Here is a 16,087-nt window from a genome sequence, read left to right as displayed (position 1 = left end):
TCCTGCACTGGTCGTACTGGCGGCGAACATCCCAAGCCCGAGCCCGACGATCCCACTACCAGCGCAGACAGGCCAGGTGACGTTGGAGTACTAGGCGGTCCTCGCCCGCGATTCGATAGCAGTCCATCGCGTAGAAATCGAACTTGGCGGGATCAACGACGAAGTGATGGTCGGTGTCCTCCGGGTAGGGCAGTGCTTCGAGCATCCGCCGCCCACGGTCGAGAGTCGTCTCCACCTGTCGTCGGTCTCCGAGCCGTGCCCAAGCCTTTGCCTGCTGAGCCGCCAGCTGTACTGCCGCACTCTGACTTGCCGCTGCCGCCTCGCCAGCCTCGGCCGCAGCGATGACGCCCCGATAATCGCCCTGGGTAAGGGCGTACCAGGCACGCATTTCGTATGCCCACCCGACGACAGCGGGGTTGCCGGCCTCTTCCCCGAGCGACAGCGCCGCCCTGCGGGTTCCCTCGGCTGCCCGCCGGTTCCCCATGTCGTACTCGACGCATCCGACCAGCAAGGCTACCCAGCCAGCGAGGGTCAGCACCTCCCGATGCTGTGCAAGGGTGAGCCTCCGATCCATCAGCGACGTGATCCGCCGCAGCCAAGCGCGTCCCTCCGAGTAGAGATCCTCGGATCGCATATACGGGTACTCGCAGCAAAGCCGATCGGCCGTAATGCGGAGAGCTTCCAGGGTCGCTGGCGAGACATCGGATGCGCGGACTCGGGCAAGGATTTCCAGCGTCTCCATGCCGGTGCCGGACAAGAGCAATCGGTCAGCGGCCTGCGTGCTCTGAGGCGGGAAGAACGCTGCGGTGACCGTTCCGAACGTCTTGGCAATCAGGCTCTTGTAAAAGTTGTCAGGCTCGGAGCTTCCCGACTCCCACCGCTTCCAGTTGCGCAACAGGGTGCTGTCCCCAGGTAGCGACTCGTTGGAATGAGCGCGCAATGCTCGGACAGCATCACCCTGCGACCAGCCTCGCGCGGTTCGCTCCGAGCGCAGCCTCATTGCCCAAACCGGCCGGTCGTCGTTGCCAAGCTCGTCTCCGCCCATGTCGCCAGTATTGCTCTCGTGGCCGGTGACATGACAGGGGACTTCTTCCTGTCCCCGTAGTGACACCTGCCGTTCGACGGCAATCAAGGTCATCGTTGGGTTCGGGCGACCTACAAGCCCACTCCCCAACCAACCTTGGCGATTACCAACTGACTTGGTACTCTCGCCACAGAAGAGGCCCCGACGGGCTGCAACCCGTCGAGGCCGGTGCATCGGTTCCCCTGCGAAAGGACCACACGATGCCTGTTCAGCGTACCCATGTCCCTGCGTATCGCGTCTCGGGTCTTCAGACGAACGCCCCGGCCCTGCCGTCTGTTAACCGGCTCCGGCCGGTGGCGTCGACCCCTGTTGAGACGACCTGCGACACGCCTACCGGTGCTCACTCGCACCTGTCTCCCGCTGACATCCGGCTCCACGACACCCGCACCATTGCCCCCCGTACCGCTGTTCGTTGCAACGAGCGGCTCCGTGAGACTCTGCTCTCGCTCGGTGAGTCGCCGGCTGACTTCGCCGGCAAACTCGGCGTCGATCCCAAGACCGTCGAACGGTGGATCGGCAACGCCAACCGCACCCCGTATCCGCGTATCGCCTACCAGGCGGCGCGACTGCTCGACGTGGATGTCACCTACCTGTGGCCGCGTATCCACGGCACCCGTATCAGCAAGATCGACGGGACCGACGAACTGACCGCCTGCTGGCCCGGCCGTGCCGCCGTGCCGCCCAACCTGTGGGGTCGGCTCCTCACCGACGCGCAACAGCGCATCGTCATCATGGGCGACCTCGCCCTGTCCGACCTCATCCCCAACCTGCCCCGGCTCCTGGCCGACAAGGCCCACCAGGGCATCCACGTTCGGATCATCGTCACCGATCCGAACGCCGCCACCGACGGCATCGACAAGGTCCGCGCCATGCAGGCCGAAGCCGCCTACCTGCCCCTGGCCGGACAGGGCATCACTGTCAGCCGGTACCCCGGCACCCTGTCCACCACGATCCTCCGGGTCGACGACGACCTGATCGTCCGCACGGGCATCGACGGCTGTCCTGCCGCGTTCGCCCCCGTCATCCACCTACGTGCCCTGGCCAACGGCCCGCTGTCCCGGCTCTACCTGACCAGCCTCGACAGCATCACCGCCACCGCCATCCCGGTCCTGCCGACCGCCCCCATGCAGGCGGTGGCCTGATGACCACCACCCCGACCCCTGCCGCCTACCGGTGGCGTCAACCCCGGCTTGCCCGGGGCTGGGAAACCGTCCAACTCATCGGCCGTATGAAGATCCTCGCCGCCCGTGACGGCGTGGAACTGCCGAAGACCTACCACCTCGTCCGCGACTTCTACCTGTGGGAACACCACCGGGCCGACCTGCCCACCTACATGGCCTCCCTCCTCGGCCGGATCTTCGACCAGCCGAACACGTTCGGCACCGGTCCGATCCACCACCTGCCCACCAAGGCGGCCCGCACCCGTGGCCGCTGACCGCACCACCGGCGTCCCGGACCAGGCATACCCGTCTGGTCCGGGGCTCCGGCCCCACCACGCCGACCCGACCGGCTTTGTCGGCCGCGACCACGCCGCGTTCCTCCGGGCCACCGGCCCGGACTACTTCGGCTGGCTGCACCACGTCACCGCAGCCGCCGGCTGCTCCCACCCGATCCGCCTCGCCGGCGAGGTCGCCACCGTCGACAAGACCACCGGCCAGCTCCTCACCATGGTCGCCACCGCCGACCTGCCGGACGGGGAGATCTACAAGCCGTGCGGCAACCGCCGCCACGCGGTCTGCCCGTCCTGCGCCCACACCTACCAACGCGACGCCTACCAGGTCGTCCGTGCCGGCCTCGTCGGCGGCAAAGGCATCCCGCCCACGGTGGCCGCGCATCCGGCGGTGTTCGTCACCCTCACCGCACCCTCCTTCGGCCCCGTCCACACCCGCCGCACCAACCAGCACGGCAACCCGATCCCCTGCCGCCCCCGCCGCCAGTCCACCGACTGTCCCCACGGCCTGCCGACGGCGTGTCACCGCATCCATGCCGAGGATGACCCGGCGTTGGGTGTGCCGTTGTGCCTGGACTGCTACGACCACCACGCGCAGGTCGTGTGGAACACCACCGCCCCCGAACTGTGGCGCCGCACCACCATCGCCCTCAACCGACATCTCCGCGCCCGCGCCCGCACCCTCGGCATCGCCTGGGTGGAGCAGGTCAGCGCCAGCGGCACGGTTCGCCGCGTCCCACCGATCAAGCTGTCCTTCGGCAAGGTCGCCGAGATGCAACGACGCGGCGTCGTGCACTACCACGCCATCGTCCGCCTCGACGGCGTCGACCCCACCGACCCGACCGCCGTGATCCCACCGCCGGACGGGTTCGACGTCGACGACCTGGCCGCCGCCGTCACCCACGCCGTGAACACCGTCGCCTTCACCACCGCGCCGCACCCGATCCGGCCTGCCGGGTGGCGCATCGGCTGGGGCGAACAGGTCGACACCCGACCCGTCAACGCCGACGGCGACATCACCGACGGCAAAGTCGCCGGCTACCTCGCCAAGTACGCCACCAAGTCGACCGAGGCCACCGGGCACGTCTCCCGCCGCCTCGACGGCGACACCATCGACCTCTACGCCAACGAACACGGCACCCACCCCGAACGGCTCATCGATGCCTGCTGGACCCTCGGTGGTCATCGCGACTGGCAACGCCTGCGCAGGTGGGCGCACATGCTCGGCTTCGGCGGCCACTTCCTCACCAAAAGCCGCCGCTACTCCGTCACCTTCCAACTCCTGCGCGACGCCCGGGTCATCTGGCGACGCACCGAAAGCGGCCACGAACAAGCCCACCAGCCGGAAGAGACCACGCTCATCGTCGGGCTGCTGTCCTACGCCGGCTCCGGCTGGCGCACCACCGGAGACGCCCTCCTCGCCAACACCGCCGCCGCCCTCGCCCGAGAACGGCAACAGATCGCACGAGAGGAGATCACCACTGCTGCCTGATCAGGCAGGGCCCTGCCGTCATCACGAGAGGAGCAACGCCCTGAACGAACCCCGCGACGTCGACATGCTCACCGTCGAGCAGGCCGCGAAGCGTCTCGGCACCGGAGTCCGCTTCGTTCGCCGCATCGTCGCTGAGCGCCGCATCCGCTTCTACAAGGTCGGCAAGTACGTCCGGTTCCACCCCGACGACATCACCGACTACATCCGTCAAGGCCGCATTGACGCCATCCGGCCTGTCCTGCACTACCGGAAGGGAGAACACGTCTATGGCTAACAAGCGACGCTTCGGCCGCGTCCGCAAGCTACCCTCAGGCCGCTTCCAAGCCCGCTACCTCGGCCCAGACGGCATCGACCGACCGGCACCGCACACGTTCCACAGCAAGACCGACGCGGACCGTTGGCTTGCCACCATCGAGGCCGACATCCTCAAGGGCACCTGGCGTGACCCCAACCTCGGCCGGGTCGCTCTCGGCCCTTACCTGACCGAGTGGATCGATCACCGCCCCGGACTTCGTCCCCGGACCCTGGATCTCTATCGCTGGCTCTACCGCAGGTATCTCGAACCCACCATGGGTGATCGCCTGCTGAGCGACATCACGCCCGGTGTTGTCCGCGCGTGGCGCGCCGACCTCATGGCCGAAGGCGTCAGCCAGTCGATGGCGGCCAAGGCGTACCGGCTACTTCGTGCCGTCCTGAACACCGCCGTTGATGACGAACTCATCCGGCGCAACCCCTGCCGGATCAAGGGTGCCGGCATCGAACGTGCGGCTGAGCGGCCTATCGCCACCGTGGCCCAGGTCTTCCAACTTGCCGACATCGTGCCCGGCCGGCTTCGCGCCTTGGTCCTGCTCGCCGCCTTCGCAAGCCTCCGTTACGGAGAACTCGCCGCGCTACGCCGCCGCGACATCGACCCGCGCTGTAGGACCGTCACGGTCCGCGCGACTCTGGTCGAGCGCTCAGACGGAAGCCTCGCCTTCGGGCCACCCAAGACCGATGCCGGCATCCGGACCGTCACCGTTCCCGACGCGATCCGCCGCGACATTCGCTCACACCTGGACGACTTCGTCGATGACCACCAGGACGCGCTTGTCTTCACCGGAGCGAAGGGCGCTGTACTGCGCCGCTCCAACTTCCAAACCGCCTGCAAGTGGCGTGACTCGGTCGTAATGGTCGGCCTGCCCGGCTTCCACTTTCACGACCTGCGGCACACCGGCAACACTCTTGCCTCTCGCACCGGCGCGAGCCTCGCCGACCTGATGGCCCGAATGGGTCACGCCTCCACCCGCGCCGCGATGATCTACCAGCACACCGCGCAGGAGCATGACGAACGCATCGCCGACGCACTCAGCTCCCAGATCGAGCAGACCCGTGGATCGGGCACGTAGCGGGCACGGACAACGCAAGAAGCGGTAGGAACATCGAAGGCCCTGACTCGGATTCGCATCCTGGTCAGGGCCTTCGTGGTGGAGCGGGTGACGGGAATCGAACCCGCACTGTCAGCTTGGGAACCGTACAAGACCCCCAGGTGATCGCTCCGTCTGGCAGCTCAGCGACGAAGCGCGTGGCCTGGTGTGACCTCACGTAGCCCACCGCAATGGCCCGCTAATGGCCCGATGCTCACGGCTGCGCATCCGCCCGATCCGCCAGCGCCTTTAGCTCGGGTGATGCCGCACGGCCGGCGATCAGAATCAGTTCGCGGATTGCGTTTCGGGCGGCAACGTGAGTTTGAATGAGCTCCGGTGCCATCTTCTCGGCTTCGAGCAGGTACGCCAACGCCTCGCCGCTCTGCCTGCGCTGCGCACAGGCACGACCAAGATCCATCGCTAGCCGCGCACGTCGCTCTATCGACAACTGCTCAGCGTTGATCCGTTCCCCGATGTCGATAGCCTCTCCCGCGTCGCCCAAGTCGACCGCGATCGAGACAGCCTGAATGTCGACATTGGTTGGACCGAATTCTAGATTCAGGTCATTTCGGTCCGCGCCAAGCTTTCCGGATATCTCTCGCGCATTCTCGATTTCCCGGCGGGCATCTGCGCGGTTTCCTGACCGCGCGTGAACCAGCGCCAACGCTAGATGAAGCGAGCCCAGGACAGACAACGCCTCCGGGTTTGCGGTAGCTCCGCTTACGTACTGGCGTAGAGCATTCACCGCCGTTGTAGCTGCATGCTCCCCCTGGTCCAAGTGCTTAAGTCGGACGAACGCCTGTGCGAGGCGGTAGACGCCCGCAAAGACATGCAGTACCTCGCCCGACCGTTCGGCTGCGCTGATCGATCGGTCTGCCGCCAGCCATGCCGCGTCGGGTTCGTCCTGTCGAACGAAAGCGGCAGATAGGGCTTGATACGTGCGGCTTAGCAGGAGCCATAGCGTCGGCTGATCTGCACCCTGAGCGGTGCGGGCGGCTCGCTCCAATCGCGGAATGAGTGGGCCGATCGCGGAACTCAACTCCGCGAATCGACTTTCATGGGCCAGCTTCCAAACCGCGTCTACTGCGGTCTTCAATTCGCCGACATCAACGACCGATTCGGCGACATTTGCCGCAAGGAGAACGTCCGGCACCGGGTAGCCCGATATGGTCAAGCGCGCTTGGTCCAGATCGTTCGGCGCGCCTACATGTTCGGCCGGCACCGATGCGGGAGCCGGTGTATCCGGTCGCAACGTCTGAATCGGCACACCAAGTCCGTCCGCGAGCATCCGGAGAACGTCTAGCCGGTTGACCGGTTGAACGCCACGCTCCACCTGTGAAAGCCAACTCGCGGTGCGGCCGAGGATCGCCGCCAATTCCTCCTGTTTCATGCCACGCTGCTTGCGCAGTTCGGCAATTCGCAACCCGAATGCACGGCTTTCTTCTGCGCTCATGCGCGCATCAACCCCTTTCCGGACTCGGCTTGCACGAACGTCACATCAACCCCGCTCAGATACTGCTCGCGTTCGGCAAGGAAACGCTTCACGTGGGGTTGTTCCTCGTGAAAGTCAAAGGCCGCGCGGTCGGCGTAAAGCTCGTAGAACACGCGAACGAGCGGCTCGGTCGGGACGGTGTGGATCACGTACGCCAGCGTGTCCGGCTCCAATCGGTCGATCTCTGGCCCTGTCTGGGCAACAAGCCTGTCGAACTCTGCGGCGGCGGTCGCGTCTCGCAGCTCGAAGCGAACAACCAAGCCAAATCCCCTGCTCACGGCACCTCCCATGTAGTCACACTCCAGCTTGACAGACTCACAGAGACACTGCCAACCGCAGATTCTCTTGACTCGCAGTTTCTCTGCGGGTTATGGTCGCACTGCTACTGCGAGTCGCGGCAACGCCGCAGCTCAGCAGTACTGCTAGCTAGCCGGCTGGATGGTCCGGGGAACGACGGCACACGTTGCCGCACGCCCATGGGCCGCCGGATCAGGTCGTTAGTTGACAACTCCACAGCAGGAGTGCCGCGTTTGATCCGTCTGCGGTATGCCCGCCTTGATCCACATGGTGGCCGACCTCGGTATGTCCCGAGCGAGCGGGCCGAGTGGGCTGATCTTGGCGCGCGGTTGCTTCTGCCTCTGATCCCCCGTCGTGGGCGGGGTCGCGCTGTCACGGTGCGGCCCCAGCCCCGGCGCTCTGCTGCTGGTCCGTGTGACGCCCGGACCGCCCTGCTTACCCGTCCTGCCGTCGCGTTCTCGCCGTACCGAGAGGAACCGATCGAAGTGACCCCCGCCGAGATGGAGCCGACCACTGTCGACCTGGCCGCGATTGACGCCGAGTGGCCGTTGATCGCCGCCGAGTTGGACGTGCTCGACGCCGAGATCAGCCTGTTCTACGCCGACGACCGGGGCGGCCCGTCGCCGTTGGACTGGCGCAGGTTGCGCCGGGCCGAGTCCCGCGTTACCCGCGTCGCCGCCGAGTTGGCCGGGCGACCGGCCGTCGGGCAGGCCGCGTTCCGGGTCGCCTGATGTCCCGCATCCGGGCCGCCTTCAACGATCCGGACGGCACACGGTTCGGTATCCCTACCTACTGGTGGCGGGGTGCCCCGCCCGGTTACGCCACCCGCCGTCAACTCCGCGCCGCCGGGTTGCGGCCTGGTGGTCAGCCGGTCGCCGCGCAGGTGCTCTGGCGTGGCGTCGGCGGCACCCGCGCCGCCTACCTCTACCGGGTCGACCTGGCCCGGCCGAAGCGCACCGCCACTCCCGCCCAGCTCCGCGCGGTCCGCGCCGCTCTGTTGGCCCGCCGTACCTGTCCGACCTGCGAGCGGGTGCGCCCCTACTACATCCCGCGCTCGCTGGGCGAGTGCACCGAGTGCTCGCCCCTGTGTGCCTAGGAGGCACCCCGTGATCGTGCTGGTTCTGCTGCTCATCGTGCTGGGCGGCACCGCCGTGATGCTCGCCCCGTTCGCTATCGCCCACGCCCTCAACAGCGAGACCCCGACCATGAAGGAGACCCTTCGATGACCGCTCCCGCCAGCGTCCACCCCCGCAGTGTCGATGACCTCTACCCGGGCGCGTTGGCGCTGACCGACCAGCTCGGCGAGGTCCCCTCCCGCAACCGCCTTCAGAAGCAGTTCAAGATCGGCGCACCGAAGGCCACCGAGCTACGCGAACGACTGCTGACCCGCACCCCCGACCCGGTCGTTACCCCCGACCCGGTCGTTACCCCCGACCCGGTCGTCGGCCCGGACCTGGTGGTCGGCCCGGACCTGGTGGTGTGGGACTACGCGGAGCCGATCGGCCCGGTTCCGGCCCCGACGTCGGACCCGGTGCCGGTGGCGGTGGACCCGGTGCCCACGGAGGTGTCCCGCCCGGGTCGGGGGTGGCTCCGCCGTCGCCCGGTGATGGGTGAGTCGTCGCAGGTCCGGGTGGACGGACACCCGGGTCCGAAGATCACCCTTACCCCCGACCCGAAGCCCATCTCCGACCCGAAGCCGGTGCCGGAGCGGCCTGAGGCTGGGCAGGTCAGGCAGTTCAAGCGCATCCGGTGGGCGGTGCGGTTGGTGCTCGCGCTCGGGGTGGCCGCGTCGATCGCGGGCAACGTGCTCCACGCCCGTGACGAGATCATCAGTCAGGTCATCTCCGCCTGGTCACCTCTGGCACTGCTGCTGACGATCGAGCTGATCTCCCGGGTGCCGGTGCACTCGCGTCGGCTGGCGATCGGCCGGTGGGCGGCGACGGCGCTGATCGCGGGGATCGCCGCGTGGGTGTCCTACTGGCACATGGCCTCCGTCGCCGCCCACTACGGAGAGACCAACGGGGCGCAGTACCTACTCCCGCTGTCCGTCGACGGGCTGGTGGTCGTCGCGTCGATCTGCCTGGTCGAGCTGGGCGGTCGGATCAACGCCGCGGCGAAGCGATGACCCACCGGCAGCAGGACGTGTGCGGCACCTGCCACGGCGTCATCGAGTGGGTTGACGAGGGCAGCCACCCGTACTGGCGGCACGTCAACTCCCGCAACCTCAACCGCCCCCACGCGGCGAAACCCGCCCGCTGACCCCGCCCGGCGACACAGCCCCATGGCCTGGAAACCCGTGCTGTGCCGCCGGTCCGGTCACCCAACCCCCCATGTGAGAGGAGGGCACCTCTGATGGTGCCAGTACCCGATCCGGCGTGGTTCACCGACCGGATCACCGAAGTCCGCGCCGAACTCGCCCGCGCCGACACCAAAGCCTCCACCCTGATGGCCGTCGCCGGTGCCGCTGTGACGGTCGGCGTGGCAATCCTTGCCCGCACCGACCTGCCCGGCCCCGCGCTGGCCGCCGGGGTCACCACCGTCGCTCTGGTCGGCACGGCGGTGGCACTGCTGGCCGGTGCGGTCCGCCCGTGCCTCGGTGGTGGTCACGGTCTGGTCCGCTACGCCGGGACCGCGCCGGGTGACCTGATGACCGAGGCCACCGCCCCGCCGCTGTCCGCCGCCGCCGAACGGGCGCACCACCTCGTGTGGCTGTCCCGTACGGCCGTGCGCAAGTACCGGCGGGTCCGGACCGCTGTGGATCTGCTGCTGGCCGGCCTGGTCGGCACCGCGCTCACTGCCCTGCTCACCACCCTCGCCTGACCACGAAGGAGTCGTTTCGTGTCGAACACCCACCCGCAGGGTCGCACGCTGTTCTCTGGTGCGGATTCCCTGACGGACAACCACGCTCTGATCGAGTGGTGCGAGAGCACCCGCCGAATCCTGCACGCCGCCGCCCTGGAACTCGGGATCACCGCCAGCGAGCTGGACGCCCGCTTGCGGCGGGTCGGCGGTGGAGCCGTCGTCGTCGGTGGCCTGACCGCACGGGCGCGCGCCCGGCAGGTAGCCAAGCCCATCCAACAGGCCAGTGAGGCTCTGGTGATCGCGAGTCAGTACGTGATCACGGCGAACAACCGGTTCGTCACCGCCTACATGCCCGAGTTGGAGCAGGTCGGCTACCGGGGCACCCGCCGCCCCGACTTCAAGTTCACCGCCTAACCCAAGGAAGGGAGGAACAGTCGTGAAGTCACGGATGCCGAAGAACGGCGGGTTCTCCGACCCGTCTGGGCTGGCCGCTGTGCACACGGTGCGGCTGCCGTTGTGGCCGTACCTGGTCACCCCGACCGGGTCGGTCGGTCTGGCCGTCGCTACCGGCCTGGCCCACTGGCGGTGGGGCGACCAACCTGCATCGATCGGTGCGGCTGCCGCCGGTCTCACGCTCGCCGGTACGGCGTTGACGTCGTTGACGTGGCGGGCCGCCGCCGCCCGGGGCATCGTCCGCCGCGCCGTGGCCACCACCACGTGTGTGGCCGGGTCGGTGTGGGCGATCGGCGCGACGATCGCCGGCCCCTGGTCGTCACCGTGGTCGGACATGTGGCTCATCGGCGCACCCACCGCGACCATCGCCATGGCCGTCATACGGGTGCTGCGCAACGGCGACGGCGACGACCCGGCCACCGCCGGGGGTGGGCTGGCCGAAGCGGTGAAGAGTCTCCGTAACGCCAGTGTGGCCCGACCCACCATCAAGGGCGCGAAAGCGGCAGCCGCGGTGACCCTGGAAGCGGGTACGTCGGTGCGGGAACTCGCCGCCGACCGGGCCGCCCTCGCCTCGGCGCTCGACGTGCCGGAGACGGCGGTGCGGGTCATCCCCGACCCGGACTCCGCCCGACGCGGGAGGGTCGAAGTCGTCCCCGTCGACCAGCTCCGCGCGATGGTTCCCTGGCCCGGCCTGTCCGCCCCGGGTCGGTCGATCGCGGAGCCGATCGTGCTGGGGGTGATGGAAGACGGCGAACCGTTGACGTTGTGGCTGCCGGGTGACCACGCGGCGGGGCGGAACGCGGCGCACTTCCTGATCGTGGGCATGTCCGGCGCGGGCAAGACCGAGGTCATTCTCAACATCGCCGCTGAGGTCATCTCCCGCCCCGACGCGGAACTGTGGCTGGCCGACCCCCGCAAGTTCGACCAACTCCCCACCTGGGCCATCCAAGGGGCCGCCCGGACCGCCGGGACCGAGGACGACACGAACGAACTGCTGGAAGACCTCTACACCGACATCACCGGCCGGGCACGCCAGATCGGCGCACACGGCCACAAGCAGTGGACCCGAGGTTGCCGGCAGTGCCCCCGCTACCGGGTCGCCATCATCGACGAGGCGTCACAGGTCGCCGCCGGGAACCCCCTGGTCACCGAACTCACCGAGGCGGCCCGGAGTGCGGGCATCAGCCTGGTGTTCGGGTTGCAGCGCGCCAGCCACGACCGGTTCCCGACCTCGGCGCGGGCGAACATTCCCGGGTCGATCTGCCTGGGGGTCGACAAGGACGTTGACGCGGGCATGGCCCTGTCCGAGGCCACGCTCGACGCGGGGGCGATGCCGTGGGCGTGGAAGAACACCAAGCCGGGCTACCTCTATGCCGAGGTTCCCGGTACCGACACCACCCGGTGGTCGATGCCCTGCCGCAGCTACGTCGCCGACGAAGACCACCGCGCCGACGCCGTCGCGCCGTACCTCGGCGGACAACCCACCACCGGCACCCGTCCGGAGCCTGCGCGACCGGCACCCCGCTCCCGCCCGGAGCCGACCATGACCGACGACGGCACCGACCACGACGACGAACCCAACCAGGCCATCAACCCCAACGACCCACCCGACAACGTCGACCCCGCCGAACCGATCCGTATCCCACCCGGTATGCCCCGCATCCCCCTCGGGCTGCGTCAACCGGCCATGTCCAGCGAAGAGGCGTACGAGCACTTGCGCGGGCATCTGTTCGACCTGCACGACTCCGGTGTGGACGTCGTGCGACCGGGTGAGCTGGGCGACGTCATCGCCGCCACCGGCCTCGGATACGGCTGGATTCGCAAGGCACTCAGCCACCTGGCGACCGGCCCCGACGCCATGCTCCGCAAGACCGACCGAGGCACCTACAAGATCCGCATACCCACCCCGGCGTAACCCACCGTCACCCATCAGCGGCCCCGTTTGCACCGTGTAAACGGGGCCGCCCGGGTCCTAGTAAAGGGCCGTTCGCACACCCCGTTCACACGGCACCGTTCAAACGCTCACACCCCACCACCATCCACAATCCGTAACCGGCCACGCCTCCCCGGAGTCCCTCATGACCCTGCCCCTGATCGGGCTCGCCCTTGGCATTCTGCTCGGCCTGATCCTCGGCGTGCCGCTCGGCCGTCGCGTCGAACGCGTCGCCTGGTACGCCGACGCCACACTCGCCCGCGCCCGCATGACCGGATGGCTCCTGCGCGACCTCAGCGGTTGGCTCCTGGCCGTCGCGGTGGTCGTGGCCGTCGTCGTGTTCGTGGTCTGGGCGCTGCTGCGGCCCCACCGCTAACACCTGAACGGCGCGCTTCGCGCCCTCACCACCGAATGGCCAGTGCCCGCCCGGCGCTGGCCATCGTCACGCCGCACCCGGGAAGGAGCGGCCCATGCCCCCGCACGGCACCCGGTGCGGGCACTGGATCGGTACGGATCGGCGCTACTGCCACCACCCCGATGGTGTCCGCCCCTACCTGCAAGGGCCACGGTGCCCGGTCCACACCCCGAATGCCCTGGCCGGACGGCCCGAGCCCCCATCGACGTCCCTGAACGAACCCGAGAGGAGCGCCATGCCCGACACGCCTGCCCTGCTCGCCCCCGCCCTCACCTACGCCGAACGCGGCTGGCCCGTGTTCATGCTCGCCCGCTCGAAACGACCCCTCGCCAACTGCCCCACCTGCACCGCCGCCGGTCCCGACCACGACCGGGAAGGCTGCGCCTGCCTGACCTGCCACGGCTTCTACGCCGCGAGCACCGATCTGGAGCGGGTCGCCGCGATCGTGGCCGCCGTCCCTACCGGGCAGCTCGCCCTGCGTACCGGTGCCGCATCCGGCACCGTCGTGGTCGACGTCGACCCCGCCCACGGTGGCAGGGACACCATGAACGCGCTCATCGCTGACGGCTTGTTGCCGCCTACGGCCTACGTGGTGACCGGGTCGGGTGGCCTGCATCTGTACTACCGGCACCCCGGCACGCCCGTGCAGTGCAGTCAGGGCAAGCCCGGACAGGGACTCGGCCCCGGCATCGACGTCAAAGCCGACGGCGGCTACGTGGTGCTGCCCCCGAGCGTGCACCCGCGCACGGGCCGCCCGTACCGGTGGGCGCCGAACAGGGAGATGCAGGAGATGCCCCCCGCGCTGGTTGACGTCTGCCGACCGGCCCCGCCCGCACCGATCCCGGTCCCGGCGCACACGCCGACCAGCACCCGCCAGGCGGAGGGCATCTCCCATCCCGACCGGCTACTCGCCGCACACCTCCACGCGGTCACCACCGCCCCGCAGGGCAGCCGCCGGACCACCCTCTACGGCGCAGCCCGAGGCATCGCCCGCATGGTCACCGCCGGAGCCATCAACCACGACGACGCGATAGCGGCACTCACTACCGCTGGGCACCAGGCAGAGCAGACCGATCGGGATATCCGCGCCGCCATCCGAGGTGGCTTTCGCGCCGAAGGACTCGCCGCGTGACCGTGTCTGGTGACAACCCTGGTTGTCACCGCCCGCTCCAGCTCCGCGCGGCAACCGGTCACCTGACCGCTGCCGTCGCCGCTGTAGAAGCCGCTGCTGCGCCGTCTGCCGCGCTGGCCGCCCTCGCCAACCTCGAAGCAGCGGTACGTGAGGCGCGCGAGTGGCTCGGCGTCGACCTGGTCCTCATCGACGGTTGGTCCTACGCCGACCTGGGTCGGGCGTTGGGCATCAGCCGACAAGCAGCCAGCAAGGCATACGCCGACCCGGTCAACACCCGGATGCGTCGCACTGTCATGGGCCGCGATGACGCTGTCGTGATCGTGCCCTGCGGCACCGCCAAGCTCACCCACCCGGCACCCGCTGGGCAGATGTACACCGGCAGCTACCACCAGGCATGCCGCCGCGCCGCCGCCCACCTCGGCGGCCGGCTGATCATCCTGTCCGCCCACTACGGCCTCCTCGACCCAGACACCGTCATCGAGCCATACGACCTGCGGATAGGCCAGCCCGGCACGGTCACCACGCCGACCCTGCGCGCACAGGCACGCCGCATGAGCATCGACATCGCCGGCACCGTGACCGTCCTCGCCGGCCGCGACTACGCCGACCTCGTCACCACCGTCTGGCCCCACGCCACCCGGCCCCTGGACGGCACACGCGGCATGCCCGAACAGATGGCCCGCCTCACCGAGCTGGCGCGCACGCCGACAACCACCGTTGACACCCGGCCCCAACTCACCCGTTCTCAGGGAGTAGCCGCATGAACCGACACGACGACAACCCCAGTTGTCACCCCGCAGACCAGCTCGACGGCGCAGCCATTCTCGACCAGGTGCACGCCTGCCTCACCAAGTACGTGATCCTGCCCTCGGCGGAAGCCGCAGACGCGGTCACGCTGTGGATCGCCGCCAGCCACGCCCAACCCGCGTGGGCACACGCGCCACGCCTGGTCATCCGGGCACCGGAGAAGCGGTGCGGGAAGTCTCGGCTGCTCGACGTGGTGGAGGCGACCTGTTACGCGCCGCTGATCACCGTCAACGCCAGCCCCGCCGCTGTCTACCGGGCTATCGGCAGTGACGACCCGCCGACCCTGCTCGTGGACGAAGCCGACACCATCTTCGGGGCCGCCGCTGAGGGCAACGAAGACCTACGCGGCCTGCTGAACGCCGGCCACCAGCGCAATCGGCCCGCGATCCGGTGGGACAACAACACCCGCAGCTTGGAGAAGATCCCCACGTTCTCCATGGCCGCCCTTGCCGGCATCGGCGCGATGCCCGACACCATCGAAGACCGCGCCGTCGTCGTCCGCATGCGCCGCCGGGCACCCGGGGAGCAGGTCGCACCGTACCGGCACCGGCGCGACGGCCCGGCCCTGCGGACCCTGGCCCGGACCCTCACCACCTGGCTACGCGCGAACCTGCCCACCCTCGAAGCCGCAGAACCGCCCATGCCCGTCGAAGACCGGGCCGCCGACACCTGGGAACCCCTGGTAGCCGTCGCTGACCTGGCCGGTGGACCTTGGCCGGACCGGGCACGCCGCGCCTGTGAAACCCTCACCGCCCTTCGCGACGGGGCCACCGTCCCCTCTGACCGGATTCGGCTCCTGGCCGACTGCCGTGCCATCTTCCGCACCGCCGGGGTGACCGACACCCAGAACCGTCCCGGCATCCCCAGCAGCATCCTGCTCGACCACCTGCGCGCCGACGCCGAAGCGCCGTGGGCCGAGTACGGCAAGAGCGGCACCGGCCTCACCGCGATGAAACTCGGCCAGCTCCTGGCCGAGTACGAGATCCGGTCCACGAACATCCGGTTCGGGCCGCCCCACGGGCAGGTCAAGGGCTACTACCAAGCCGACTTCACCGACGCCTGGCAGCGCTACTGCCCCGGCCCCGAAGCCCTACCCCCGGCGGAGGCGTCCCAGCCGTCCCAGCCGTCCCCGCCCAGCTCAGCCCCGGGACGGGTTATCCCCCTGGGACGGCTCAAGCCGTCCCACCCCACCGCAGCCCAGCCGACCGCTGGGACGGCTTAAGCCGTCCCAGCCCTCGTGTTTTGACCATCGGGGGGATTCGTAGTGGTCTAGGTCTAGCGATATGGGGAGGACCCTGTCCATGATCTGAGTTTCCAGACAAAGATC

Annotated in this window: 19 protein-coding genes; 16 read left to right on the top strand and 3 right to left on the bottom strand. The window is 68.8% G+C overall.

The genetic code is table 11. The features are described 5' to 3' along the window. Window positions 1–55: 55 nt before the first annotated feature. A complete protein-coding gene (locus tag ACIG87_RS31790) occupies window positions 56–1,138 on the bottom strand; it encodes an XRE family transcriptional regulator (protein ID WP_396855318.1) in 1,083 nt (360 codons plus the stop codon). 239 nt (window positions 1,139–1,377) lie between these two features. Between ACIG87_RS31790 and ACIG87_RS31785 the strand changes: the two genes are divergently transcribed. From ACIG87_RS31785 to ACIG87_RS31765, 5 genes are all read left to right on the top strand, one after another. After that, window positions 1,378–2,226, top strand: coding sequence for a helix-turn-helix domain-containing protein (locus ACIG87_RS31785; protein WP_396855317.1), 849 nt, complete (start codon window positions 1,378–1,380; stop codon window positions 2,224–2,226). Further along, window positions 2,226–2,519 carry a hypothetical protein gene (locus ACIG87_RS31780; RefSeq protein ID WP_396855316.1) on the top strand — a complete coding sequence of 98 codons (294 nt, stop codon included), beginning with the start codon at window positions 2,226–2,228 and terminating at the stop codon, window positions 2,517–2,519. The genes ACIG87_RS31785 and ACIG87_RS31780 overlap by 1 nt, the downstream gene beginning before the upstream one ends. Further along, on the top strand, window positions 2,509–4,026 hold the full coding sequence (locus ACIG87_RS31775) for a replication initiator (RefSeq protein ID WP_396855315.1): 1,518 nt from the start codon (window positions 2,509–2,511) through the stop codon (window positions 4,024–4,026). The genes ACIG87_RS31780 and ACIG87_RS31775 overlap by 11 nt, the downstream gene beginning before the upstream one ends. Window positions 4,027–4,090: 64 nt before the next feature. Then, complete coding sequence (locus tag ACIG87_RS31770; RefSeq protein ID WP_396855314.1) at window positions 4,091–4,300, top strand: excisionase family DNA-binding protein; 210 nt, start codon at window positions 4,091–4,093, stop codon at window positions 4,298–4,300. After that, the gene (locus ACIG87_RS31765) at window positions 4,293–5,411 is read left to right on the top strand and encodes a tyrosine-type recombinase/integrase (protein ID WP_396855313.1); all 1,119 of its coding nucleotides are present in this window, start codon (window positions 4,293–4,295) and stop codon (window positions 5,409–5,411) included. The genes ACIG87_RS31770 and ACIG87_RS31765 overlap by 8 nt, the downstream gene beginning before the upstream one ends. A gap of 232 nt (window positions 5,412–5,643) precedes the next feature. Here the strand turns inward: ACIG87_RS31765 and ACIG87_RS31760 are convergent, their stop codons facing one another. Beyond that, window positions 5,644–6,882 carry a helix-turn-helix domain-containing protein gene (locus ACIG87_RS31760; RefSeq protein ID WP_396855312.1) on the bottom strand — a complete coding sequence of 413 codons (1,239 nt, stop codon included), beginning with the start codon at window positions 6,880–6,882 and terminating at the stop codon, window positions 5,644–5,646. Beyond that, complete coding sequence (locus ACIG87_RS31755; RefSeq protein WP_396855311.1) at window positions 6,879–7,199, bottom strand: putative quinol monooxygenase; 321 nt, start codon at window positions 7,197–7,199, stop codon at window positions 6,879–6,881. The genes ACIG87_RS31760 and ACIG87_RS31755 overlap by 4 nt, the downstream gene beginning before the upstream one ends. A 504-nt stretch (window positions 7,200–7,703) precedes the next feature. Here ACIG87_RS31755 and ACIG87_RS31750 point away from each other — a divergent pair. The 11 genes from ACIG87_RS31750 to ACIG87_RS31700 all read left to right on the top strand — a co-directional run bounded on the left by ACIG87_RS31750 (window position 7,704) and on the right by ACIG87_RS31700 (window position 15,982). Continuing rightward, window positions 7,704–7,949 (top strand): DUF6284 family protein, encoded by a 246-nt coding sequence (locus ACIG87_RS31750; RefSeq protein WP_396855310.1) that lies wholly within the window; start codon window positions 7,704–7,706, stop codon window positions 7,947–7,949. Further along, a complete protein-coding gene (locus ACIG87_RS31745) occupies window positions 7,949–8,314 on the top strand; it encodes an RRQRL motif-containing zinc-binding protein (RefSeq protein WP_396855309.1) in 366 nt (121 codons plus the stop codon). The genes ACIG87_RS31750 and ACIG87_RS31745 overlap by 1 nt, the downstream gene beginning before the upstream one ends. Before the next feature lie 126 nt (window positions 8,315–8,440). Then, the gene (locus tag ACIG87_RS31740; protein WP_396855308.1) at window positions 8,441–9,343 is read left to right on the top strand and encodes a DUF2637 domain-containing protein; all 903 of its coding nucleotides are present in this window, start codon (window positions 8,441–8,443) and stop codon (window positions 9,341–9,343) included. After that, on the top strand, window positions 9,340–9,477 hold the full coding sequence (locus tag ACIG87_RS31735) for a hypothetical protein (protein ID WP_396855307.1): 138 nt from the start codon (window positions 9,340–9,342) through the stop codon (window positions 9,475–9,477). Before ACIG87_RS31740 ends, ACIG87_RS31735 begins: the two co-directional genes overlap by 4 nt. Window positions 9,478–9,570: 93 nt before the next feature. Then, window positions 9,571–10,038: a Pycsar system effector family protein gene (locus ACIG87_RS31730; protein WP_396855306.1), complete on the top strand. Its 468-nt coding sequence runs from the start codon at window positions 9,571–9,573 to the stop codon at window positions 10,036–10,038. A gap of 18 nt (window positions 10,039–10,056) precedes the next feature. Further along, window positions 10,057–10,434 (top strand): hypothetical protein, encoded by a 378-nt coding sequence (locus tag ACIG87_RS31725; RefSeq protein ID WP_396855305.1) that lies wholly within the window; start codon window positions 10,057–10,059, stop codon window positions 10,432–10,434. A gap of 22 nt (window positions 10,435–10,456) precedes the next feature. After that, on the top strand, window positions 10,457–12,388 hold the full coding sequence (locus tag ACIG87_RS31720; RefSeq protein WP_396855304.1) for a conjugal transfer protein TraB: 1,932 nt from the start codon (window positions 10,457–10,459) through the stop codon (window positions 12,386–12,388). Between the two features lie 163 nt (window positions 12,389–12,551). Next, a complete protein-coding gene (locus ACIG87_RS31715; RefSeq protein WP_396855303.1) occupies window positions 12,552–12,782 on the top strand; it encodes a hypothetical protein in 231 nt (76 codons plus the stop codon). A gap of 274 nt (window positions 12,783–13,056) precedes the next feature. Continuing rightward, window positions 13,057–13,953 (top strand): bifunctional DNA primase/polymerase, encoded by an 897-nt coding sequence (locus ACIG87_RS31710; RefSeq protein WP_396855302.1) that lies wholly within the window; start codon window positions 13,057–13,059, stop codon window positions 13,951–13,953. Beyond that, on the top strand, window positions 13,950–14,717 hold the full coding sequence (locus ACIG87_RS31705; RefSeq protein ID WP_396855301.1) for a DUF6884 domain-containing protein: 768 nt from the start codon (window positions 13,950–13,952) through the stop codon (window positions 14,715–14,717). The genes ACIG87_RS31710 and ACIG87_RS31705 overlap by 4 nt, the downstream gene beginning before the upstream one ends. A gap of 545 nt (window positions 14,718–15,262) precedes the next feature. After that, on the top strand, window positions 15,263–15,982 hold the full coding sequence (locus ACIG87_RS31700; protein ID WP_396855319.1) for a DUF3631 domain-containing protein: 720 nt from the start codon (window positions 15,263–15,265) through the stop codon (window positions 15,980–15,982). Window positions 15,983–16,087 lie beyond the last annotated feature (105 nt).

It is taken from the genome of Micromonospora sp. NPDC051925 (genome assembly GCF_044548625.1).
Lineage (GTDB): Bacteria > Actinomycetota > Actinomycetes > Mycobacteriales > Micromonosporaceae > Micromonospora.
Note: the sequence above shows the minus strand (reverse complement) of the source record. Positions and strands in the feature narration are given on the sequence as shown.